General features: G+C 37.1%; 22 protein-coding genes and 2 tRNA genes. All 24 read right to left on the bottom strand.

Annotated features, from left to right (window positions below):
• Window positions 1-420: 420 nt before the first annotated feature.
• The 24 genes from lysS to yabN all read right to left on the bottom strand — a co-directional run bounded on the left by lysS (window position 421) and on the right by yabN (window position 21,892).
• Window positions 421-1,920 carry a lysine--tRNA ligase gene (lysS, locus tag ABH957_RS28030; protein ID WP_404512744.1) on the bottom strand — a complete coding sequence of 500 codons (1,500 nt, stop codon included), beginning with the start codon at window positions 1,918-1,920 and terminating at the stop codon, window positions 421-423.
• Window positions 1,921-2,080: 160 nt separating this feature from the next.
• Window positions 2,081-3,079: a tRNA dihydrouridine synthase DusB gene (dusB, locus tag ABH957_RS28025; RefSeq protein WP_002009708.1), complete on the bottom strand. Its 999-nt coding sequence runs from the start codon at window positions 3,077-3,079 to the stop codon at window positions 2,081-2,083.
• Between the two features lie 23 nt (window positions 3,080-3,102).
• Window positions 3,103-3,306 (bottom strand): helix-turn-helix domain-containing protein, encoded by a 204-nt coding sequence (locus ABH957_RS28020; protein WP_000387027.1) that lies wholly within the window; start codon window positions 3,304-3,306, stop codon window positions 3,103-3,105.
• Window positions 3,258-3,773 (bottom strand): 2-amino-4-hydroxy-6-hydroxymethyldihydropteridine diphosphokinase, encoded by a 516-nt coding sequence (gene folK, locus ABH957_RS28015; protein WP_404512742.1) that lies wholly within the window; start codon window positions 3,771-3,773, stop codon window positions 3,258-3,260. The genes ABH957_RS28020 and folK overlap by 49 nt, the downstream gene beginning before the upstream one ends.
• The gene (gene folB, locus ABH957_RS28010; protein WP_000358063.1) at window positions 3,770-4,132 is read right to left on the bottom strand and encodes a dihydroneopterin aldolase; all 363 of its coding nucleotides are present in this window, start codon (window positions 4,130-4,132) and stop codon (window positions 3,770-3,772) included. The genes folK and folB overlap by 4 nt, the downstream gene beginning before the upstream one ends.
• A complete protein-coding gene (folP, locus tag ABH957_RS28005) occupies window positions 4,133-4,993 on the bottom strand; it encodes a dihydropteroate synthase (RefSeq protein ID WP_404512740.1) in 861 nt (286 codons plus the stop codon).
• Window positions 4,968-5,840, bottom strand: coding sequence for an aminodeoxychorismate lyase (gene pabC, locus ABH957_RS28000; RefSeq protein ID WP_404512738.1), 873 nt, complete (start codon window positions 5,838-5,840; stop codon window positions 4,968-4,970). Before pabC ends, folP begins: the two co-directional genes overlap by 26 nt.
• The gene (gene pabA, locus ABH957_RS27995; RefSeq protein WP_404512736.1) at window positions 5,834-6,421 is read right to left on the bottom strand and encodes an aminodeoxychorismate/anthranilate synthase component II; all 588 of its coding nucleotides are present in this window, start codon (window positions 6,419-6,421) and stop codon (window positions 5,834-5,836) included. The genes pabC and pabA overlap by 7 nt, the downstream gene beginning before the upstream one ends.
• A 5-nt stretch (window positions 6,422-6,426) precedes the next feature.
• Window positions 6,427-7,824 carry an anthranilate synthase component I gene (gene trpE, locus ABH957_RS27990; RefSeq protein WP_404449621.1) on the bottom strand — a complete coding sequence of 466 codons (1,398 nt, stop codon included), beginning with the start codon at window positions 7,822-7,824 and terminating at the stop codon, window positions 6,427-6,429.
• A gap of 223 nt (window positions 7,825-8,047) precedes the next feature.
• Window positions 8,048-8,971 carry a cysteine synthase A gene (gene cysK / locus ABH957_RS27985; protein WP_002130221.1) on the bottom strand — a complete coding sequence of 308 codons (924 nt, stop codon included), beginning with the start codon at window positions 8,969-8,971 and terminating at the stop codon, window positions 8,048-8,050.
• A 117-nt stretch (window positions 8,972-9,088) separates the two neighbouring features.
• Window positions 9,089-9,964, bottom strand: coding sequence for a redox-regulated molecular chaperone HslO (hslO, locus tag ABH957_RS27980; RefSeq protein WP_002091564.1), 876 nt, complete (start codon window positions 9,962-9,964; stop codon window positions 9,089-9,091).
• Window positions 9,965-9,970: 6 nt separating this feature from the next.
• Window positions 9,971-10,759: a type III pantothenate kinase gene (locus ABH957_RS27975; RefSeq protein WP_404512734.1), complete on the bottom strand. Its 789-nt coding sequence runs from the start codon at window positions 10,757-10,759 to the stop codon at window positions 9,971-9,973.
• 222 nt (window positions 10,760-10,981) lie between these two features.
• Window positions 10,982-12,883 carry an ATP-dependent zinc metalloprotease FtsH gene (ftsH, locus tag ABH957_RS27970; RefSeq protein ID WP_002091565.1) on the bottom strand — a complete coding sequence of 634 codons (1,902 nt, stop codon included), beginning with the start codon at window positions 12,881-12,883 and terminating at the stop codon, window positions 10,982-10,984.
• An 85-nt stretch (window positions 12,884-12,968) separates the two neighbouring features.
• A complete protein-coding gene (gene hpt / locus ABH957_RS27965; RefSeq protein WP_002124550.1) occupies window positions 12,969-13,511 on the bottom strand; it encodes a hypoxanthine phosphoribosyltransferase in 543 nt (180 codons plus the stop codon).
• Window positions 13,508-14,938 carry a tRNA lysidine(34) synthetase TilS gene (gene tilS, locus ABH957_RS27960; RefSeq protein WP_404449617.1) on the bottom strand — a complete coding sequence of 477 codons (1,431 nt, stop codon included), beginning with the start codon at window positions 14,936-14,938 and terminating at the stop codon, window positions 13,508-13,510. The genes hpt and tilS overlap by 4 nt, the downstream gene beginning before the upstream one ends.
• A gap of 203 nt (window positions 14,939-15,141) precedes the next feature.
• Complete coding sequence (gene spoIIE, locus ABH957_RS27955) at window positions 15,142-17,613, bottom strand: stage II sporulation protein E (protein WP_002091571.1); 2,472 nt, start codon at window positions 17,611-17,613, stop codon at window positions 15,142-15,144.
• A gap of 261 nt (window positions 17,614-17,874) precedes the next feature.
• A tRNA-Glu gene (locus ABH957_RS27950) sits at window positions 17,875-17,946 on the bottom strand.
• 13 nt (window positions 17,947-17,959) lie between these two features.
• Window positions 17,960-18,033: transfer RNA gene (locus ABH957_RS27945), tRNA-Met, on the bottom strand.
• Window positions 18,034-18,192: 159 nt separating this feature from the next.
• A complete protein-coding gene (locus ABH957_RS27940) occupies window positions 18,193-18,681 on the bottom strand; it encodes a S1 domain-containing RNA-binding protein (RefSeq protein WP_002063394.1) in 489 nt (162 codons plus the stop codon).
• A gap of 87 nt (window positions 18,682-18,768) precedes the next feature.
• A complete protein-coding gene (divIC, locus tag ABH957_RS27935) occupies window positions 18,769-19,128 on the bottom strand; it encodes a cell division protein DivIC (protein WP_002124547.1) in 360 nt (119 codons plus the stop codon).
• Window positions 19,125-19,778 carry a spore cortex biosynthesis protein YabQ gene (yabQ, locus tag ABH957_RS27930; protein ID WP_113938522.1) on the bottom strand — a complete coding sequence of 218 codons (654 nt, stop codon included), beginning with the start codon at window positions 19,776-19,778 and terminating at the stop codon, window positions 19,125-19,127. The genes divIC and yabQ overlap by 4 nt, the downstream gene beginning before the upstream one ends.
• Window positions 19,775-20,083, bottom strand: coding sequence for a sporulation protein YabP (gene yabP / locus ABH957_RS27925; RefSeq protein ID WP_001059101.1), 309 nt, complete (start codon window positions 20,081-20,083; stop codon window positions 19,775-19,777). Before yabP ends, yabQ begins: the two co-directional genes overlap by 4 nt.
• A gap of 58 nt (window positions 20,084-20,141) precedes the next feature.
• Window positions 20,142-20,417: an RNA-binding S4 domain-containing protein gene (locus tag ABH957_RS27920; RefSeq protein WP_002009677.1), complete on the bottom strand. Its 276-nt coding sequence runs from the start codon at window positions 20,415-20,417 to the stop codon at window positions 20,142-20,144.
• Between the two features lie 14 nt (window positions 20,418-20,431).
• The gene (yabN, locus tag ABH957_RS27915) at window positions 20,432-21,892 is read right to left on the bottom strand and encodes a bifunctional methyltransferase/pyrophosphohydrolase YabN (protein WP_404512732.1); all 1,461 of its coding nucleotides are present in this window, start codon (window positions 21,890-21,892) and stop codon (window positions 20,432-20,434) included.
• Between the last annotated feature and the right edge of the window lies 1 nt (window position 21,893).

Genomic DNA, 21,893 nt, shown 5'->3' with positions numbered 1-21,893 from the left:
GATCAAACTCTCCAATAAAGTTAGTTTGTCTAGCATCTAAAAATAAAAATTGACGTTCACGTTGTTTGTTTCGTTCAGTTTTCAAAGAACTACTTAGCCGCTCATTTGCGACTTCCTTATGTTAACATCTTCATTTTTCGATGTCAACTAAGTTTTTCAATTTCTTTTTTGTCGTTTTCTGCGTTTCCGCATCAGCGACGGTTATTAATATATCATGTAGAAAAATGAAATGCAATAGTTTTTCTAATAAAATTTTTAACTTAGTAAAAAAGCATAAAAACAGCACCTTTCTTCTATATAAGTATAGTTTTTTTAATCCAGCATCCATTTAACGAGTAATAATCTCGCGTTCCTTTTAATAGAAGGTTTCTCTCCCCTCAAATAAAGAAATAAAAAAAGCTTTGGAGAAATCTCCAAAGCTTAGTCTTGTTTATGGCGCATAGCTGGGAATAATAATACGTCACGAATAGATGGTGCGTTTGTTAATAACATAACAAGACGATCAATACCGATTCCTAACCCGCCCGTAGGAGGCATACCGTACTCAAGAGCTTCGATATAATCATCATCCATCATATGAGCTTCGTCATTACCTTGCTCGCGCTCTTTTAGTTGAGCTTCAAAACGTTCTTTTTGATCGATTGGATCATTTAACTCAGTGAATGCATTTGCATGTTCACGTGCAACGATAAATAACTCGAAACGATCTGTGAATCGTGGATCTTCGTCATTCTTTTTCGCAAGTGGCGAAATTTCTACCGGATGACCGTAAATAAATGTTGGTTGGATTAATTTATCTTCTATTTTTTGTTCGAAGAACTCATTAATAATATGACCAACTTCCATTGTATTCTTAATTTCCACATTATGTTCTTTTGCAAGTTCACGCGCTTCTTCTACACTCATTGGATTCCAGAAATCTGCTCCAGAGTGTTGCTTAATTGCATCTACCATATGAAGACGTGTCCATTCTGGCTCTAAATTAATTTCATAATCACCATATTGGATTGTTGTTGTACCCAATACTTTTTTCGCGATATGAGCAACCATATTTTCTGTCAGTTTCATAATATCATTATAATCAGCGTACGCTTCATATAATTCAATCATCGTAAACTCAGGGTTATGACGAGTTGATACACCCTCATTACGGAATACACGGCCGATCTCATAAACCTTTTCTAATCCACCCACAATAAGACGTTTTAAATGAAGTTCAATTGCGATACGCATATATAATTCCATATCTAACGCATTATGGTGTGTAGTGAAAGGACGAGCAGACGCTCCACCTGCAATCGCGTGCATCATAGGCGTTTCTACTTCAAGATAACCGTTGTCATCTAAATATCTTCTCATTTCACGAATGATTTTACTACGGGTAACGAACGTTTCACGGCTTTCCATACTTGTAATTAAGTCCAAGTAACGTTGACGATAGCGTTGTTCAACATCTTTTAATCCATGGTATTTATCCGGTAATGGACGAAGGGATTTCGTTAAAAGTGTAAATCCTATTGCTTTTACTGAAAGTTCTCCAACGTTTGTTTTGAACACTTTACCTTCAATACCTACTAAGTCACCTAAATCTGCTGTCGTAAATAACTCGTACTCTTCATCTCCAACAGTATCTTTACGAACATAAATTTGAACTTGCCCCTGTAAATCTTGAATATGCGCAAATCCCGCTTTTCCTTTACCGCGTTTTGTCATAATACGACCAGCGATAGAAACAGTGATTTCTTTCTCTTCTAATTCTTCTTTAGAGAATTCTCCATATAGACTTACTAAGTCAGTTGTTGAATTTGTGCGTTCAAATCGCTTACCGAACGGATCGATTCCTTGCTCACGCAAATTATGTAGCTTTTCACGACGAACAAGCAATTGGTCGTTTAATTCTTCGTGGTTCATGTTATCCATGATATTAATATCACTCCAGCTCTATTAATTTTTACAATATATACAGTATAGCATTTTCTACTCAACTAGAAAAACTGCCAGCAACTAACTGGCAGTTCTTCTTTCTTTCACGTAATTATAGGAAGTGTATAGAAGAATGTCAATCTCCTATGCCCCCTTATTAACCAACATAAATTGTTTGTTGTTTCGCTTCTACTTCTTCTACAAATGCACCTAATACATTCGCAAGGTCTTCACGTGTGTCGCAAGTATTGATACCATTACGCACACTCGCATTACCACGAACACCTTTTAAATACCAAGCTGCATGCTTTCTCATCTCTCTTACGGCAACATTTTCGTTCTTTAAATCGATAAGACGATCTAGATGCAACATACATACATCAATTTTCTCACGCACTGTTGGTTCCGGCATTAACTCACCTGTCTCTAAATACTTTACCGTACGATAAATCATCCACGGATCTCCAAGAGCAGCGCGACCAATCATAACACCATCTACACCAATTTCATCAAGCATACGCTTTGCATCTTGTGGTGTTTCGACATCACCATTTCCGATAACCGGAATATTTACAGCCTGCTTTACTTGTTTAATAATATTCCAATCCGCTTTACCTTCATACATTTGTACTCGTGTACGCCCATGAACCGCTATCGCTTGTCCACCAGCACGCTCAACAGCTCTAGCATTTTCTATTGCGAAAATATGTTCTTCATCCCAACCAATACGCATTTTAACTGTAACTGGCTTTTCAACAGCATCTACAACCGCCGCTACCATCTCATATATTTTATTTGGGTCTAAAAGCCACTTTGCTCCTGCATCACACTTAGTGATTTTCGGCACTGGGCACCCCATATTAATATCAATAATGTCTGCTGTCGTATATTTATCTACGTATTTTGCAGCATCCACAAGAGTTTCTTTCTCTCCACCAAAAATTTGTAAGCTTAATGGCTTTTCTCTCTCATCGATATATAGCATATCTAATGTTCTTTTGTTATTAAGTAATATTGCCTTATCACTTACCATTTCGGCACAAACTAAACCTGCACCAAATTCTTTTACTGTCAAACGGAATGCAGAGTTACACACTCCCGCCATCGGTGCTAATACAACCGGATTTTTCATCTCAATATTTGCAATCTTTAACACTCGATTTACTCCTTCCTTCATAGTCACTTCGGCATTAGTTCATCTATCGAGACCTTTAATGCTTTAGCAACTTCTACTACAAAATCTTGGGAAGGCGATCGATTCCCTCTCTCAACTTCACCTAAAACAGATACAGATACCCCTAATTCTTTCGCAAAACCTTCTTGTGTATAGCCTTTTAGCTTTCGAAAAGCACGAATGCGTCTTCCCCATTTTTCTGCTTCCATACCGTTACTCCCTCTCGCCTTTTCATTTCTTCTACTTGTGAACGTGAAATGCCTTGTTTTATATCTTGATTGATTTCTAACAACGGAACGATAACAAAAGCTCTTTCGAACATCCGCGGATGCGGAACAATAAGATTCTCTGCTTCAATATTTTCTTGATTATATAGTAAAATGTCAAGGTCGATGGTCCTCGGGCCCCATCTAATTTCCCTTTTTCTTCCTAGGTCATTCTCTACCCTTTGTGTTACTTTCAATAATTCTTGCGGTGATAAATTGGTAGAAATTTTTATAACTAAATTTAAAAAGCAATTTTGGTCAGTATAGCCAACCGGATCGGTTTCATATACAGACGAAACATCATCAACTTGGATATGCTGGTTTTTATTTAAAAACTGAATCGCTTCAGTTAAATAAGTATAACGCTCCCCAATATTGGAACCTAATGCAATGTACGCTATATTATTCATGGACGCTCTCTCGTAATTTCTACCGCTACAGCACGATAATGTCCTGGTATCGGCGGATCCGGTTTAATTACCTTAATTGTACACCGTGAAATACTCTCATATTGTTTCAATATATCTGTAGCGATATTTTCAGCGATACTCTCTACAAGCTTATAAGTTCTATCTTCAACAACTTTTCTACACAGCTCAAAAAGTTCCCCGTAATTGACAGAATGCTCTAAGTCGTCACTTTCTCCTGCGCGTTTTAAATCCAACTCCACCGTTAAATCTACTTTAAATCTCTGACCTAATTTATTCTCTTCTGGGAATACACCATGATAACCGTAAAACTCCATATCATGGATATAAATTTTATCCAATTACTTTACCCCCTTACCAATCATCGCATCCATCATCTTAGCCATACGCGCCATTTCTTTCACATCATGAACACGGATAAATTCACAGCCCTTTTCAATACCAAGACAAACGGTAGCACCCGTTCCTTCAAGACGCTCCTCCACTGGTAAATTTAATACATGACCAATAAAGGACTTTCTTGAAGTACCTAAGAGGACTGGATAACCCAGTACATTTAACTGTTCTAAATTACGCATCGCTTCTAAATTTTGTTCAGGTGTTTTCGCAAAACCGATACCTGGGTCTAAAATAATATTCTCGTCTCGTACACCAGCATCTTTAGCAATTTTAATACTTTCATACAAATCAACAATCATATCAGCCATTAAGTTGCGATAGTTCATATTATCTCGGTTATGCATTAAGATAATAGGTACATCATAATAGGCTGCAACTTCAGCAATCTTCGGTTCCGCCTTCGCTCCCCAAATATCATTAATAATATGAGCACCAGCTTCAATCGCTTGTTTTGCAACTTCAGCTTTATACGTATCGATAGAAATAGGTAATTTCGCTTCTTTCGAAACCGCCTGAATCATCGGAACGACTCGCTTTATTTCTTCTTCTACCGAAACTTTAGCAAAACCCGGGCGGGTAGATTCACCACCGATATCAATAATATGAGCACCTTCATTTTTCATTTCTTTCGCATGTCGCACCGCAGCATCTACTTCGTTGTAACTCCCACCATCAGAAAATGAATCTGGCGTTACATTTAAAATCCCCATAATTAATGTCTTTTCATTTAAGTTCAATGTATATTCGCCGCAGCGCAAATCATAATCCCACTTCAAACTACACATCTCCTCTTCGCAATTCATTTCTGCTCCACAATTTCTCTCTCTGCACTCCATAAAGATCCATAAGTCTTTTTGTAACCACTCCCACTTTACCCGGGAAATCTTTCTCCTCTATACGATAAAGGGGGACAATCTCTTGAATAGAGTTCGTTACGAACACTTCATCCGCTGAAAGCAATTCATCTTTTGTAAAGAAACCTTCCTTTACTTCTATATCTAGCTCTTCAGCAGCCTTTATAATAAACGCACGAGTGATTCCGTTTAAAATCCCTGTTTCTAATGAAGGAGTATATAAAATACCTCCTTTAACAAAAAAGAGATTCGAAACAATACCCTCTGCAACATAACCTGTTTCGGTAAGAAAAACACCTTCCTTATTCACAACATTTCCAATTTCGCGTTTCCCTAAAATATTATTTAAATAATGATGGGACTTCAAGCGAAATGCACCCTCAGGTGTATTTCTCACTTGCTTTAAAATAACTCCTTCTTTTTCCACTACATTCCCTGGAGCTGCTAAAGGTTTTATAAAAACAATAACAGACGGTTCTTCATATACTTCCGTTTGTAATCCTATTTCATCTATACCCGCCGATACATTTAAGCGCACATACGCATGCTTTAACTCATTCTTAACAAGTAGATTCTTTAAAATAAGCATCACTTCATCTTTTGTCATTGTCCATTTGATTTGCAATATATCGAGCGCATCCATTAAGCGTTCATAATGATCATCCAATAAAAAGGGATGACCATTATAAATACGAAATGTCTCAAAAACCCCAAGCCCATATAGGTAACCGTGGTCATAAGGAGAAATTTTCGCTTCACTCGCTTCTACATACGCGCCATTTACGTAAATTAACACGATGTCACACTTGGGCTATATTTGCGAATGAAATTCTGTAGCAACTCTTTCCCGTGAGAAGTCATAATAGATTCCGGATGGAATTGTACCCCTTCAATCGGCAACGTTTTATGACGAAGCGCCATAATTTCACCTTCTTCAGTCCAAGATGTTATCTCTAAACAATTCGGTAACGTCTCTTTTTTAACGATAAGAGAGTGATAACGTGTCGCGGTAAATGGATTTGGGATATCAGAAAAAATCGTCTGCCCATCATGATGCATTAAAGATGTTTTTCCATGCATCAAACGCTCTGCCCTGACAACATCCCCTCCAAATACTTGCGCAATTGATTGATGTCCAAGACAGACCCCAAAAACCGGAAGCTTACCTGCAAAATATTTAATAACATCCATACTGATTCCCGCCTCATTAGGACTACATGGACCTGGCGAAATCATTAAAAAATCTGGTTTCATATTCTCAATATCCGAAATAGTCACTTCATCATTACGCTTAACAATAAGCTCTTGTCCAAGTTCTCCAAGAAATTGCACTAAATTAAATGTAAAAGAATCATAATTATCAATCATTAATATCATTTCTCTCACCTAACCGTTTCTTCGCTACTTTCTTTTGCACGCCATAAAGCGATTGCTTTTTTTAACGACTCTTTATATTCATCTTTTGGATTTGAATCAATTACAATACCCGCTCCAGCTTGCACATGCGCTTGTCCATCTTTAGCAAGTAGTGTTCGGATTACAATATTCAATTCCGTATCTCCAGAATAACCAATCCAACCAATTGAACCCGTATAAATTCCTCGGCGAACAGGTTCTAATTCTTCAATAATTTCCATCGTACGTATTTTCGGGGCACCGGTAATTGTCCCACCAGGAAATACAGCCTTCACCAAATCGAAAGCATCTTTATCTGCTTCCACCTCACCACGCACATTAGAAACAATATGCATAACGTGTGAGTATTTTTCAATTACCATAAATTCATCTACTTCAACAGTGCCATATTTACAAACCCGGCCCAAGTCATTTCGTTCTAAATCCACAAGCATTACATGCTCTGCTCTTTCCTTTTCATTTTCAATTAATTCTTTCGCTAATTCTTCATCCTCTTGCTCACTTGCTCCTCGAGAGCGCGTACCAGCAATCGGTCTTGTACTCACTTCTTTTCCTTGCTTTTTAATTAGCAATTCAGGCGAAGCACTAACAATTTGAAAATCTCCAAACTCCAAGTAACCCATATATGGAGATGGATTAATTTCACGAAGACTTGTATATATTTCTAATGGATGTGTTTGTAATGTTCTTTCTTGTCTTGTCGACAAGTTTACTTGAAACACATCACCCGCTCCAATATATTCTTGAATACGTTCAACGGCCTTCATAAAGCCCTCTTCCGTAAAAGCGACTGCTTCATTTTTCTTTTCAGGACATTCAAACGGCATAATCACTTCGGGAGCTTCTTTCATCCAAAGACCCTTCCATTCATTTAATCGTTCTTCTGCCTCTTCACACTCATCTACATAATGCGTAATAATCCATAATACTTTCTCCTGTTGATCATACACAAACACGTCATCAAATAACAAAAAGAATATGTCAGGTATATTAATATCATCCTCCGCAAGAGAAGAAAGTTTTTCAATATAACGGATACAATCATAACTAAAGTATCCAATTGCCCCACCCTGAAAAGGTGGGTACTCCGGATTATAATCCGTTTTCCATTTCTCCATATACGCTTGCATTAAATCTAATGGATTCCCTCGCTCTATTGTTTCCTTACCACTTTCGCTTATATGTAACGTCTCATTCTTACCCTGAATTACCGCTATTGGATCCAGCCCAACAATGTTATAACGACCACCACGTCCACTTTCTAACAAAATATGTTGCGGCTTATCCTGAGAAAGAAATTTATATTGCTTAAAGAAATCTAACTGATATGGAATAGAAAGCGCTAAAGATTTTCTTCGTTGCATATCAACACCCCGTCTTCTGTTATCCCACCCTCTTAAGCCAATCAACTCAAACTACATAAAATTATTTATATAGAGAATGATTATACTTGAGGGCTAGTGAAAATAAATTAATTATACTACTTCTTATTTTACATGAAGTTTTCTAGTCATTCACTCTTTTCCTTTTTCCAATCAAAAAAGAAAAAGCATCCTTTTTTAAGGATGCTTTTCAAATCACATTCAATTATGACTCAAATTGATAAAGTGGTGTACTTAAATAACGTTCACCGTTACTTGGGATAATAACAAGTACCTTTTTCCCTTTACCTAATTTCTTCGCAACTTCTGTCGCTGCATAAACGACTGCTCCCGAAGAGATACCAACTAAAATACCTTCTTCTTTAGCCACTCTTCTCGCATATTCGAACGCTTGCTCCGTTTTCACTTGAATAATTTCATCATATACCTCTACATCCAATGTCTCCGGAACAAACCCCGCTCCAATTCCTTGGATCTTATGTGGTCCTGGCTTTCCACCAGATAATACTGGTGAATCCGCAGGTTCTACCGCGTAAATTTTGATATCTTTATAAGCTTCTTTCAGCACTTCACCGGCGCCTGTAATTGTTCCACCTGTACCAATACCTGCGATAAACGCATCTAATTGATCCCCCATCTGTTCAACAATTTCTGGACCTGTTGTTATACGATGGATTTCTGGATTCGCTTGATTTTGGAACTGTTGTGGTATAAAGTACCCATGTTCTTCTGCTAATTCAGTTGCCTTTCGAATTGCTCCGCCCATTCCTTCAGGTCCTGGAGTCAATACTAATTCAGCACCGTAAGCGCGTAATAAATTACGACGCTCAATACTCATTGTTTCTGGCATTACTAAAATTGCCTTATATCCTTTAGCAGCTGCTACCATCGCTAAGCCAATACCTGTGTTACCACTTGTCGGCTCAATGATTGTATCGCCCTCTTTTAATAATCCTTTATTTTCAGCATCTTCAATCATAGCTAACGCGATACGATCTTTAACACTGCTCCCCGGATTCATAAATTCTAATTTTAAGTATACATCTGCGCTGTCTGATTCTACGATGCGGTTCAACTTAACGATCGGCGTTTTCCCGATTAATTCTGAAACTGATTGTGCCACTCGCATTCCTGTCACTCCTAACACCGAGTATTTTTATTGGTTTTATCTATATTTAGATTTTGTCAGAAAATTCCCTGTTTGTCAATCTATTCGGGCGGCTGATTCTCCGCCTAAACTTCTTTATTACAGGTTCTCAATTAGACTTGTAATATCTTCTTTAGCGAATTTATGTCGTTCATTACAGAAGTGACAGTGAACTTCCGTCTCTTCTTCTTCTGCACGAATTTGTTCTAGCTCCGCTTTACCTAAACTAATTAGCACGCTTTCAATACGCTCACGTGAACATGTACAATTAAATTGAACATCCATTGTTTCTAGCACTTTCACTTTATCTTCTCCAAGCACTTCATACAGTAATTCTTCTGGAGAAAGACCTTGTTCGATTAATTGTGATACTGGCGGGATTTGTTGAAGACGCTCTTCAATAAATGAAATTGTTTCTTCCTGCGCACCTGGCATAATTTGAAGAATGAATCCACCCGCCGCTAATACGCTATCATCTCCATTTACAAGAACACCAACACCTACAGAAGAAGGCGTCTGCTCAGAAACCGCGAAATAATATGTGAAATCTTCCCCTAGTTCTCCTGAAACAATGGGAGATTGACCAATAAACGGTTCACGCATACCGATATCTTTAATTACCGTTACAAATCCTTCTGTACCTACCGCTTGATATACACGTAATTTTCCTTGTTCCGTTCCTTCAAAATCAACATGCGGATTCGTTACATAACCACGTACATCCCCATTTGCATGAGCATCGACTAAGATAGGACCAATCGGGCCGTTACCCTCTACTTTAATCGTTAACTTCTGCTCGCCTTTTAACATAGCACCCATCATTGTACCCGCAGTTAAAGAACGACCAAGTGCCGCTGAAGCTGTTCTCCATGTATCATGACGTTTTTGCGCCTCACTTACTGTATTTGTTGTACGTACACTATAAGCACGAACCTCTCCATTAAACGCTAACGCTTTTACTAAATAATCTTTCATACTTATTTATTCACCCTTCTCATGTTGTAAATTTGTATTACGCTCATATAACATATACAAACCTTTTAACGTTAAAAACGGATCTACAATATCAATTACATTTGATTCTTCTGAAATTAATTTTGCCAATCCACCTGTTGCAATAACTTTCGGTTCTTGCTTAGCTTCTTCCTTCATACGCTTAACAATACCTTCCACTTGTCCAACGTATCCATAAAGAATACCTGATTGCATTGCACTTACTGTATTCTTCCCGATAACACTACCCGGTTTTGTAATTTCAATACGAGGAAGCTTTGCTGCCCTGCTATATAAAGCTTCTGCCGAAATCATAATTCCTGGCGTAATAACGCCACCCATATAATGCTTCTCTTCGTTAATATAACAATATGTAGTAGCCGTACCAAAATCAACAATAATAAGCGGACTTCCATATAAGTGGATTCCTGCTACTGCATTTACAATTCGGTCCGCGCCTACTTCACGTGGATTTTCATATTTAATATTCAAGCCAGTTTTTATCCCAGGCCCCACTACAAGCGGTTTAATTTTAAAATACTTTTCACACATACGCTCTAAAGCGAACATAATTGGCGGTACGACTGAAGACACAATAATACCTTTCACATCTTCAAAAGAAAGACCTTCATGCTCAAGTAACTGCTTTACAAGCATCCCATACTCATCTTCTGTTTTATGACGATCTGTTTCCATGCGCCAATGCTGACGAAGTTCCCCCTCTTCAAACACACCTAGTACCGCATTTGTGTTCCCTACATCCAATACAAAAATCATATTCTCACCACTTATCTTATTTAATCTATATTTGCGCAGTATGTATAAAACTTATAAAAACATCATATCACACATACTTATATAATCAGTTTTTCTATACTCATCATTGTACAAAAAGATTACTCTCTATTTCAATTTTAAATAATAGTTTCATTCAATTTTTTTTGCCACTTAAATTCATTCCACAAAAAAAAGGAGTGACTATTGTCACTCCTTCGTTTCTTACTTATCTTCTGTATCTTCATCGTCTTTCTTCATATTGATGTTTACTTTCACATCATCTGAAGATGTTGGACGCTCAGGTAATCTGCCATAATCATATAAATGATTAATTTGCTCTGCATCTAATGTTTCTACTTCAAGTAACGTTTTCGCGATAATATCAAGCTTATCTCGTTTTTCAGTAAGAATTTGTTTCGCACGAGCATAACAGTCTTTAATAATTATTTGCATTTCCACATCAATTTCATGCGCGATTGCATCACTGTAGTTTTGTTCTGAATGGAAGTCTCTTCCTAAGAATACCTGACCACCTTGTGAGCTACCAAATTGCATCGGTCCAAGCTTATCACTCATTCCGAATTCTGTAACCATACGTCTTGCAATACCAGTCGCACGTTGGAAGTCGTTGTGAGCACCTGTACTTGCTTCACCAAATACAATCTCCTCAGCTACTCGACCACCAAGTAAACCAGTGATTTTATCAAGTAACTCTGGTTTTGTCATGAAGTAACGATCTTCCTTCGGAAGCATTACCGCATATCCACCAGCTTGACCACGAGGGACAATTGTTACTTTATGAACGATATCTGCTTCATCAAGGACAACACCAATTACAGTATGGCCAGCCTCATGGAATGCAACGATATTACGTTCTTTTTCAGAGATAACGCGACTTTTCTTAGCTGGACCTGCAATAACACGATCCGTCGCTTCATCGATGTCACTCATATCAATTTTCTTCTTATCTTGACGCGCAGCTACTAAAGCAGCTTCGTTTAATAAGTTTTCAAGATCGGCACCAGAGAATCCTGGTGTACGAGTTGCAATTGCTCTTAAGTTGACATTCTCATCAAGCGGTTTATTACGAGCGTGTACCTTAAGTACAGCTTCACGACCATTTACATCTGGACGATCTACTGTAATTTGACGGTCAAAACGACCTGGACGTAATAACGCTGGATCAAGAATATCAGGACGGTTTGTCGCAGCGATGATAATAATACCTTCATTTGCACCGAATCCATCCATTTCAACAAGCAATTGGTTCAACGTTTGTTCACGCTCATCATGACCACCGCCAAGACCCGCGCCACGTTGACGTCCTACTGCATCAATTTCATCAATGAAAATGATACAAGGAGCATTTTTCTTTGCATTTTCAAATAAATCACGTACACGGGATGCACCGACACCGACGAACATCTCTACGAAGTCAGAACCACTAATAGAGAAGAACGGAACGCCTGCCTCACCTGCAACAGCACGTGCTAGTAAAGTTTTACCTGTACCTGGAGGTCCCACTAATAGAACACCCTTCGGAATACGGGCACCAACTTCAGCGAACTTACGAGGGTCTTTCAAGAATTCAACTACCTCAACAAGTTCTTGTTTCTCTTCATCCGCTCCAGCAACATCTCTGAAACGAATTTTTTTCTTTTCATCATTGTATAGCTTTGCCTTACTTTTCCCGAAGTTCATAACACGGCTACCGCCGCCCTGAGCTTGGTTTAATAAGAAGAAGAATAAAATGAAGATAATGACAAACGGAATGATAGAAGTAAAGAACGTTACCCAAGCACTTGTTTCTTCTGCTGGTTGATACTTAACTTCAGCCCCTTGCGCTTTATCATTAATTTTCTTTTGTAATTCCTCAGTATTTGGTGCATAAGTAACAAATTGTTCTCCTTGGCTAGAAGTCTTGAATTGTCCCTTTACCTCAAACACACCATTTTTCGGTTGAAGCTGCACATTACGCACTTCACCTTTTTCAAGTTGAGTAATGAATTTATCGTAGCTAACTGATGTCGTTTTTTGCGTCGAACCATTAAAATAGCTCACGATTCCAATTACTACTAAGAATATCAGTAAATAAAAGATGGTATTACGGAAGATACGATTCATTCCTAACCTCCTCTCACGGCATAAACACTATAGTAAATCGTAACATAAAAAAAATTTCCTATACAATTGTAACGCCTATATTTAATTAATTTGAGTAAACACTTGGTTTTAATACTCCTACATAAGGAAGATTACGGTACTGCTCTTTATAATCTAATCCATATCCTACAACAAATTCATGAGGAACAGTAAATCCAACATAATCTGCTTTCAGATCAACCTTACGGCCTGTTGGCTTATCTAATAAAGTAACAATTTTTACAGATTTCGCTTTACGATATTTAAACAGATCCACTAAATAGCTTAGTGTAAGACCGCTATCAATAATATCTTCAACGATTAAAATATCGCGACCTTCTACCGAAGTATCAAGATCTTTTAAGATTTTTACTTCGCCTGTCGAAACTGTAGAGTGACCGTAGCTAGATACAGCCATAAAATCCATTTCAAGATATGTATCTGTTCTCTTTAATAAATCTGCCATAAATGGCATTGCACCCTTTAGTACACCAATCGCAAGAGGTACTGTATTTTTGTAATCCTCTGCAATAACTGCACCTAGTTCGTGCACCTTTTCTTGTATTTGTTCTTCAGAAATTAATACTTTTTCGATATCTTGATTCATCATTTCATTATCCTCCCGGAAGACTCCTTGCTTTTGTAGTGAATAATCATGTATTTACCCTTCTTTGCTAGCTCTTTCGAAGTAGCAAACGCAGATCGTTTCAACAAGGGTACCCAAATAATATTTCCACTTGCGTCACAAACGATCGGCCATTCTTCTCTTTTTTCTTTTGGTACTTTTGCTTCGATAAAAACAGCTTTTATCTTTTTTGTACCATCCATACCTTGCATTGACATGCGATCTCCATTTTCCCTAGACCGAATACGAAGTGGATACGATATATCATTATACTTAGCAACAAATACTGTTTCATTCATGTTACTCGGTATATCTTCGCTCACCTCTGTTACAAGTTTATCCCCATTCGGCAATATAATTGTCCCAGGTACTGATAAATCTTGCGAAAAAGGAGAAACAATTTCTTGTTTAAATCCAAAACCACATTCTTCGTATGTGCGAACAATTTTCAAACCACCTGGAAAATCTAGTGAACCTGAAGGTTGTGCCCGCTTAAAAAATTCAATCACCTTGTCAATATGTATAGAAGAAAGCGAAGATGGAATCTTATATTCATAAAGATAGTTTAATATTAGTTGAATCCCTCTTCTTTGTAAAGGCATAGACATGGATTCAAAGGCAGGAATTGATAAGCTAATTTGTTTATCGCTTTTTTTTGTAATTACTTTATTCATTTTCTCAAAAGCTAATTCCTGCAAATAAGCCTCATCTTCTTGCATCTGCACGCTAAATTTTTGAAATTTCTCATGCATTTGTGGATTTTCTTCTTTCAAATAAGGAAGGACATATTTACGTAATCGATTCCTTGTATATACTTCTTTTTTATTACTCGGATCTATACGCGGAATAACTTTTAATTTATTACAGTAATCAACAATTTCTTCCTTAGTTACCCCAAGTAACGGCCTAATTAAATATCCATTATGAAAAGATCGCTTCACTGCAATTCCTGCGTATCCTTTCGGAGTACTCCCTCGTACAAGGCGCATTAAAATCGTCTCTACTTGATCATCTCCATGGTGACCAAGAGCTACATAACTCGCATCATATTTCTTCATTATTCTTTCCAAAAATGCATATCTGCATTCTCTAGCTGCAACTTGTGCATTCATTCCATATTGCTGTTGATATTGCGACACATTAATCCTTAGCGTTTCACAAATAACTCCTAGCTCTTTGCAAAGACCCTGTACAAACTGTAAATCCTCATAAGATTCATTACCTCTAAACATATGGTCCACATGTGCTACTACAATTTCTAGCTGTTTTTCTGCCCTTTTTTCTAACAAATAATATAAAAGAGCCAAAGAGTCAGGACCACCAGAAACCCCTACAACAATTGTTGAATGTTTCTTTAATACATCATGCTGCTTTACAAAGTCATCTACTTTTTCAACAAATGCATCTTTCAACTTCGCAATCACCTTTCATTAAACAAGAACAACAACATTAGTTACCTTGTATATAATGGTACAACTTTTACAAACATTGTGCAAAAAAAAGATGTACAAAATCCATATTTTTATCTTACATCCCTCCTGTATATTTAACAAAGTAATCACATTACCTTTTTAATCAAAAAAACCTAGGCATCTACCTAGGTTTTTTGATTATTTTATTGCGCCTGCATTCCTACTATTGGAATCGTAGCCCACTTCGGCATATTTTTCTTTACTTTCGCCACCACAATAGTCATATCATCATTTATATAACCATCACCAGAGCGAATTACTTCTTCCATAATAATATCAGCGATTTCCTGTGGGTCCTCTGTTTGTAGTTCTTTAATTTTACGTTTTATCCATAATTCATGATTCTCCACATGTTGCGCTCCCTCAAAGATGCCGTCACTCATCATGATAAGAAGATCACCCGTTTTTAATTGCTCACCAACCACATCAACTTCAACATCTTCAATGATTCCCATCGGCAAATTACTTGCCTCAATTTTCAAAATATTATTTCCGCGTTTAACAAAACTCGGCGTCGATCCAATCTTTAAAAACTTCGCACTCGCATCCCTTAAATCTACCATAGCCAAGTCAAGCGTTGTATACATCTCCTCTGTCGTCCTTAAAGAAAGAATCGAATTGATGGACTTAATCGCTATTTCTTCATCAATACCTGATTGAAGTATCTTTTGTAATAATTTTACCGTTTCCCTACTCTCCATATGAGCCCTTTGTCCATTTCCCATACCATCACTAATCGCAAGTGCATATTTACCAACGCTCAAATCCATCATCGCGTAGGAATCACCTGAAATAAACCCACCACCTTTTGCAGCTGTGGCCAATCCTGTATCAAGAGAATACGTCTTCGCTGAACCAAATGATATTAAACTGTGCCCATTTGGATATGAGGATTTCTCTTCATGCTTAACGACGATATTCTCTTTTAAAATATCTGAAAGCATTGGAGCAACCAACTTCTCACATTCCCCATGTTCATTAGATGCAGCCGGAATCAACATTTCAATATCAATACTTCCTCTATCTAAACAATAAATATCAACATGCTCCACTTCGACACCAAAATCACGAAACGCTTGTAAAATTTGCTCCTCCTGCGCTTGATGGTTCTCTCTTTCTCGTTGTATCTCCTTAGCGAAATCCTCCATCACTTTTGATACACCTAGTAATTGCTCCGCTACAATTCTACGATTTTCCTTCATTTGTTTTCTTAATTTCTGCCCCTCATAGAAGTGATCTAATTCACCCGCTACTAAATCCGTTACTTTCTTCCCTCTCACACAATGCTTGTCCCATTCACGAACTAACTTCCGATTATGCTGCAGCGTTCCTTCTTCTGTTTCACTCATTATTTGTTTCATATAATCGTATGTTTTATCAAAATTAACTACCCAACATTGATCCTTCTTAAAGCATGTTTGACATGTTTTTGCAGTAATTGTACTTAAAAATAAATCAGCTTCTGTTTCTTTATCTTCCTCCTCCACATACCCGTATACAGAAAAGCTATTAGACAAAGCAGCAAATACATTAGCAAATTGATTGATTTTGTTTGCTGTAACATCGCGCACTCTTCTTAAATATTGTTGTTGATCCTGTGAATGTTCCTGTGTACCCGGCATAAATTTAGCAATACGATCCATAACAAGCTTCGGTGTTAATAAGAAGAAAACAATCGCTACACCAGATTCAATTAAAGTTGTTACAATACTTGTTTGCTTGTCTACATATAATGTAATTAAGCTTGTACCAATTAATAAACCTAAACTAACTCCTATACGCTTCCCTTCTTTTAACAATCCCCCAAGCAATCCTGAAAAGGCAAGGAGACTAAGTTGAGACAAGCTCGCCACATTTGCTAAACTTAATATTAACCCAGTGACAACTCCTACCGTGGACCCTGTAGCTGCCCCTGCAATAAAGGCAAATACTAATACTAAATATCTAGTGAAAATATGTTGAATAGAAGCATCATAAACAAACCAATCCGTTGTGCCCGTTAAAACAGATGCTAGTAATATAATTAAACAAACAATTTCTTCTGTTTCTAACGCTTGTTGCTTCCCTTTCCTTTCCACTAAAAGCGGAACACTTTGTAAAAATATCATCGTTAATACGAAGCTAAGCCCCGCTTCGATCGTACTGACGAGCAGATCATACATGGTGACGGTTTGCTGTGCAAAATATACAACAACTAAATGTGCGGTTAATGCGGAGATAAATACTTGGAATGGTACAAGTCCAACAGTTTTACGTGTAAACCGACTAAAGAAGATATTATAAATAAAGAAGGTAAAGATAGATGCAAAAGTAAAAAATAAATTATCTATTGAAACTGAAAGTGCTCCCCCCATTAGGGCTAAGAACGCGAGCGGCATTTTATCTCGCTTCATAACATAAACAGCAGCAAAAAACGGCAATGCAAACGGTAAAATGTTTGTTAATATATATGCTCGTCCCAAAAGAAAACCAATAACAGCAATAATGAATCCCCATCTAAAGAAAACTTTTTCAAACTTCATTCGCAACTTACTCGTCCACTTTATTGTTCCAAGCTGACTTTCATTCATCGCCAATGCACTTGTATTCATAGTATTCCTTCCTGCTTTAGGCATATTTTTAACACCACCTGCATAGTTTAATTACTGTTATTATAAAAGATGATTATTGGTTTTTTTGTCAAAACAACAGTTTTGACTTTTATAATCGTTCGACTTTTTATTCGAAATAAATCTACATATATACATAGTATTTAATTTATTTAAAGCGAGTTGAAAGAATGTTCAGAAAATATAGGGTGATTTTGTAGAAGTATTGTACGTCTTAATTTATATTTAACAAAAAAAGACCATGCAAATTTGCATGATCTTTTTAGATGACCCGTACGGGATTCGAACCCGTGTTACCGCCGTGAAAGGGCGGTGTCTTAACCACTTGACCAACGGGCCGTTAAATTAAATATAGCGGCGGAGGGGATCGAACCCCCGACCTCACGGGTATGAACCGTACGCTCTAGCCAGCTGAGCTACACCGCCATGTCGTCGTATTTAACGGACAATTAGTATATTACATCAGATATATTTTAAAGTCAATACATCTCAAAAACTTTTTTAAAAATATATTCTCTCACATAAAAAAGTACCCGAGTAATTACTCTGGGTACCTCTCTATATGTTAAGAATTAAACGGACTTATTATCCGCGACGTGCGCCACGGCCACCACGTTTAGATTCTGTGTTACGCTTTAAAGAAGTTAAACGATCTTCACTATCTTTTAAAAAGCGTGCCATCTTTTGCTCAAATGTTTCTTTTGGAGCTCGTTCGTTACCGCCACCGCGGTTATCTCTGTTGGAAGAACGATTATTATTACGTTGTGGACGTCCAGAACGTTGTTGATCACCACCACGTTGGTATTCACCACGCGGACGATCTCCTTCTGTTTTTTCACGTTCTTTCGCTTTCTTAATAGATAGGCCAATTTTGCCATCTTTTTCAACATTGATAACTTTTACTTCTACTTGGTCGCCTACTTTTAAGTGATCGTTAATATCTTTCACATAATTATCAGCAACTTCACTAATATGAACAAGACCTGTTAAGCCTTCTGGCAGCTCCACAAAAGCCCCAAAATTTGTAATACCTGTTACTTTACCCTGTAACTTGCTGCCTACCTCGATTGACATAAAAAAAATGCTCCTCCTTAGTGGTTAAAAAGTCAAATTTTACTTTATTATATATAATCCTAAAATGTAGTGTCAATAAGACATACTCTACTTAGAAACAGGAAAAATTATCTCCCCTTTTCCGGAGAAGAAATAATCCCTTCTAGCAATCTTTAAAACGTACTCTTCATCATTCAACTTTTGAACTTCATCTTTTAGATTCTTTTCTTTTTTCGTTAATGAATCCAGTTCTTTTTTCATGTCCTTAACTTTTGCTTCTTTTGCTTTAATGGAACTGTTTTGTTGATAAAACGTCACACTAATACTAGCAATAATTGTAAAAGCAAAGACAAGAAAAACCGCTAAACGGCGATAAAGTCGCTTCCTGTTCTCATCCGTTTGTATTATATGTTCTTTAACAGGATTTGGACTCTGTTTTTCGATTGTTCTTTGTCTCAGTTCCCTCATTTCCGAGGTCCCCCTAACTTCTTTTTTATACGCACCCATAATTGGAAGATATGTCCCTTCAATTTTGCTACATATTGCAGGAACCCTACATGCTTCATTATAAAAAGTTTAACACGATTAGGGAGAAGTTTCCATATGAGCGAAGCAATAAACCGAACAGGCGAGAAAAAAACTTTCCATATGAAAAGTAATATCCAAATCACCATTTTCCATAACACATGTCCAATTGAAAGCAGTATACGAAATAAGAATAATATAAATGCAATAAATAGCTGTGCTATAATAATAACAGGTTTTATCATGAGTAGCTGTATAATTCGAACAAAAAATTGTGTTGTTTGTACAAAAATATAGATGAGAAAATTTAACATCTTCATGTATAGTACTTTCAATAAGCTTTGATATGCTGCAAAACCACATAGTAACGCCAAAAATACATATATACGTAGTTCGGCTTCATTTACACGCAGTAATACATAAAAAACGAATAATGCTTGGACAATCCAAAATAGTATATCATGTATAAATACAAGCCAACGTTTACGCTCTTGGCGTTTTAAAAACCGTTGGTATGTATCTAAAGAAGCACCAATCCAAGCACCCATTCCAATCATCGAAAGCATTGTATACAACTGAATTGTTAGGCTCATTTAAACAGCTTACTAAAGAAGCCTTTAGTTTTCTCCCCTTGGTTCTCATCAATATACAGCATTTCATGAACTTTCCCTTTAATTGATACAACACCCTTTTCTACATCTAAATTCTTCATTTGCAAATTTTGACCACGAATTGTTAAAAAACCCATTACAGTCTCGAGTAAAAACTCTTCGCTATCAAAACTCTCTACTTGCTTTACACCAGTAATATCGATTACACGCCTGCCACGCATGATAATATCATGCTCTACAGAAACATTTTGTTGATTAGAAGACATAGGTGAGTAACCATTATTCACGAAAATCCCCCCATAGCTTTATACTAGCTAATAGTAATGTATGAAGGGCTAACCTATTTTAGAACAAGCCTTCTTCCGCTTTCACTTTTTCCTCACGAACAAGACTATACATGTTTGCTGCATCTTCTTTTTTAGTTGTTTCTTTCAATTCATTTACTTTCACAGTTACTATTTTTTGCCCGAAACGAATTGTTAATTCATCCTCTACCTTCACATCTGAACTCGCTTTTGCCACTTGGCCATTAATCGAAATTCTTCCTTGGTCAGACACTTCTTTTGCTAATGTTCTTCTTTTAATTAAACGTGATACTTTCAAAAATTTATCTAGACGCATATCAAATCCCCCTATTAACGCTCTGTTTGTTTTGCCTCTTCCCATAAAATATCTAACTGTTCTAATGATAAATCTTGCATTTCCTTATTCATTTCAGCTACTTTTGCTTCCATGTATAAAAAGCGAGCCATAAATTTCTCATTAGTTGAACGTAACGCTTCTTCTGGATCTAATTTATAATGACGAGCTATATTAACAAATGCAAATAGTAAATCACCAAATTCACCTAGCATCTTTTTCTCATCCATGTTTACAACTTCTTGTTGGAATTCTTGCCATTCTTCTAAGGCCTTCTCTATCATCGGCTGCACATCAACCCAATCAAATCCAACCTTTCCAGCTTTCTTCTGAATTTCATAAGCACGCATTAGTTGTGGCAAGCTTTTTGGAATACCCGCTAAAACAGATTCTTTCACGAATCCCTTTTCTTGTTTTTTAATTTCTTCCCAATTTGCAATCACTTCATCAGCATTATTTACATCCGTATCCCCAAACACATGCGGATGACGACGAACCATTTTCTCAGCTAAAGTCCGAATAATGTCATCTATAGAGAACCAACCTTCATCCTCTCCAATTTGGGCATGAAGCATAACTTGTAATAATATATCACCTAGTTCTTCTACTAAATGATCATCATCCTCTTCATCAATTGCTTCTAGCACTTCATACGCTTCTTCAATTAAGTATTTCTTTAAAGATTGATGAGTTTGCTTTTTATCCCATGGGCAACCATTCGGTCCACGAAGATCAGCAATAATTGCTCTAAGCACATCAAACTGCTGATATAAGGACGCACGTTCCTTAACCGGCGGTACATACACACTCGTTAAATTATTTAATTCTGTTTCGTGATCTAACATGTATAACGATACCTTTTTCACTTGCTCGAATGAAGTCCCTGCAGCTGTTACGATATACACTTCGTAATCATCTGGCAAAATCTCCATTAACGTTAGCTTCACATCTGAAGCAACGAATGCATCATACACTTGGCAAAAGATTAAATGTTGACGTAATTCTAATTGCCCTCTTTCAAATGATGTAGCATCAATTAATTGGAACCCTTCAATCGGATCAATTTTTAGACTTGCAAACATCGGATCAAGGAAACTTTGTCCACCTTCAATTCGCACTTCAATATTTGCTGCTTCTCCTTTTTCCAAAAGTAGCTGAACTGTTCTTTCTGCTACAAGCGGATGACCTGGAACAGCATAAATAATTTCTGCGCCTTTAGCTTGTTCTAGCAATGTATTCGCAATTGTTTCATATACGATTTCAAATGTATCATGTGCCTCATATACATTATCAAAGGCCGTATACTTTATAGCTTCTTTCTCCAATTCTTCTATAACTGGGTGTTCCTTCGTTCTAACAAACATATGGTCTGCTTCTTTTATCTTTCGATATACACCCCTCGTTAACTGATCTAACTCACCAGCACCTAATCCTAAAATAGTAATGATTCCACTCACA

The sequence above is a fragment of the Bacillus sp. RC242 genome (assembly GCF_044908245.1).
Lineage (GTDB): Bacteria > Bacillota > Bacilli > Bacillales > Bacillaceae_G > Bacillus_A > Bacillus_A mycoides.
Note: the sequence above shows the minus strand (reverse complement) of the source record. Positions and strands in the feature narration are given on the sequence as shown.

What these genes read in the sequence shown, in the direction of transcription:
- hpt (WP_002124550.1), bottom strand. Translation starts at nt 13,511, where the DNA reads ATGATGAATCAAGATATCGAAAAAGTATTAATTTCTGAAGAACAAATA.
- divIC (WP_002124547.1), bottom strand. Translation starts at nt 19,128, where the DNA reads ATGAGGGAACTGAGACAAAGAACAATCGAAAAACAGAGTCCAAATCCT.
- ABH957_RS27940 (WP_002063394.1), bottom strand. Translation starts at nt 18,681, where the DNA reads ATGTCAATCGAGGTAGGCAGCAAGTTACAGGGTAAAGTAACAGGTATT.
- trpE (WP_404449621.1), bottom strand. Translation starts at nt 7,824, where the DNA reads ATGCAACGAAGAAAATCTTTAGCGCTTTCTATTCCATATCAGTTAGAT.
- cysK (WP_002130221.1), bottom strand. Translation starts at nt 8,971, where the DNA reads ATGCGAGTGGCACAATCAGTTTCAGAATTAATCGGGAAAACGCCGATC.
- yabQ (WP_113938522.1), bottom strand. Translation starts at nt 19,778, where the DNA reads ATGAGCCTAACAATTCAGTTGTATACAATGCTTTCGATGATTGGAATG.
- spoIIE (WP_002091571.1), bottom strand. Translation starts at nt 17,613, where the DNA reads ATGCCTAAAGCAGGAAGGAATACTATGAATACAAGTGCATTGGCGATG.
- ABH957_RS27920 (WP_002009677.1), bottom strand. Translation starts at nt 20,417, where the DNA reads ATGCGTCTAGATAAATTTTTGAAAGTATCACGTTTAATTAAAAGAAGA.
- folK (WP_404512742.1), bottom strand. Translation starts at nt 3,773, where the DNA reads ATGAATAATATAGCGTACATTGCATTAGGTTCCAATATTGGGGAGCGT.
- ABH957_RS27975 (WP_404512734.1), bottom strand. Translation starts at nt 10,759, where the DNA reads ATGATTTTTGTATTGGATGTAGGGAACACAAATGCGGTACTAGGTGTG.
- pabA (WP_404512736.1), bottom strand. Translation starts at nt 6,421, where the DNA reads ATGATATTAATGATTGATAATTATGATTCTTTTACATTTAATTTAGTG.
- hslO (WP_002091564.1), bottom strand. Translation starts at nt 9,964, where the DNA reads ATGAAAGATTATTTAGTAAAAGCGTTAGCGTTTAATGGAGAGGTTCGT.
- lysS (WP_404512744.1), bottom strand. Translation starts at nt 1,920, where the DNA reads ATGGATAACATGAACCACGAAGAATTAAACGACCAATTGCTTGTTCGT.
- folP (WP_404512740.1), bottom strand. Translation starts at nt 4,993, where the DNA reads ATGAATTGCGAAGAGGAGATGTGTAGTTTGAAGTGGGATTATGATTTG.
- ABH957_RS28020 (WP_000387027.1), bottom strand. Translation starts at nt 3,306, where the DNA reads ATGGAAGCAGAAAAATGGGGAAGACGCATTCGTGCTTTTCGAAAGCTA.
- ftsH (WP_002091565.1), bottom strand. Translation starts at nt 12,883, where the DNA reads ATGAATCGTATCTTCCGTAATACCATCTTTTATTTACTGATATTCTTA.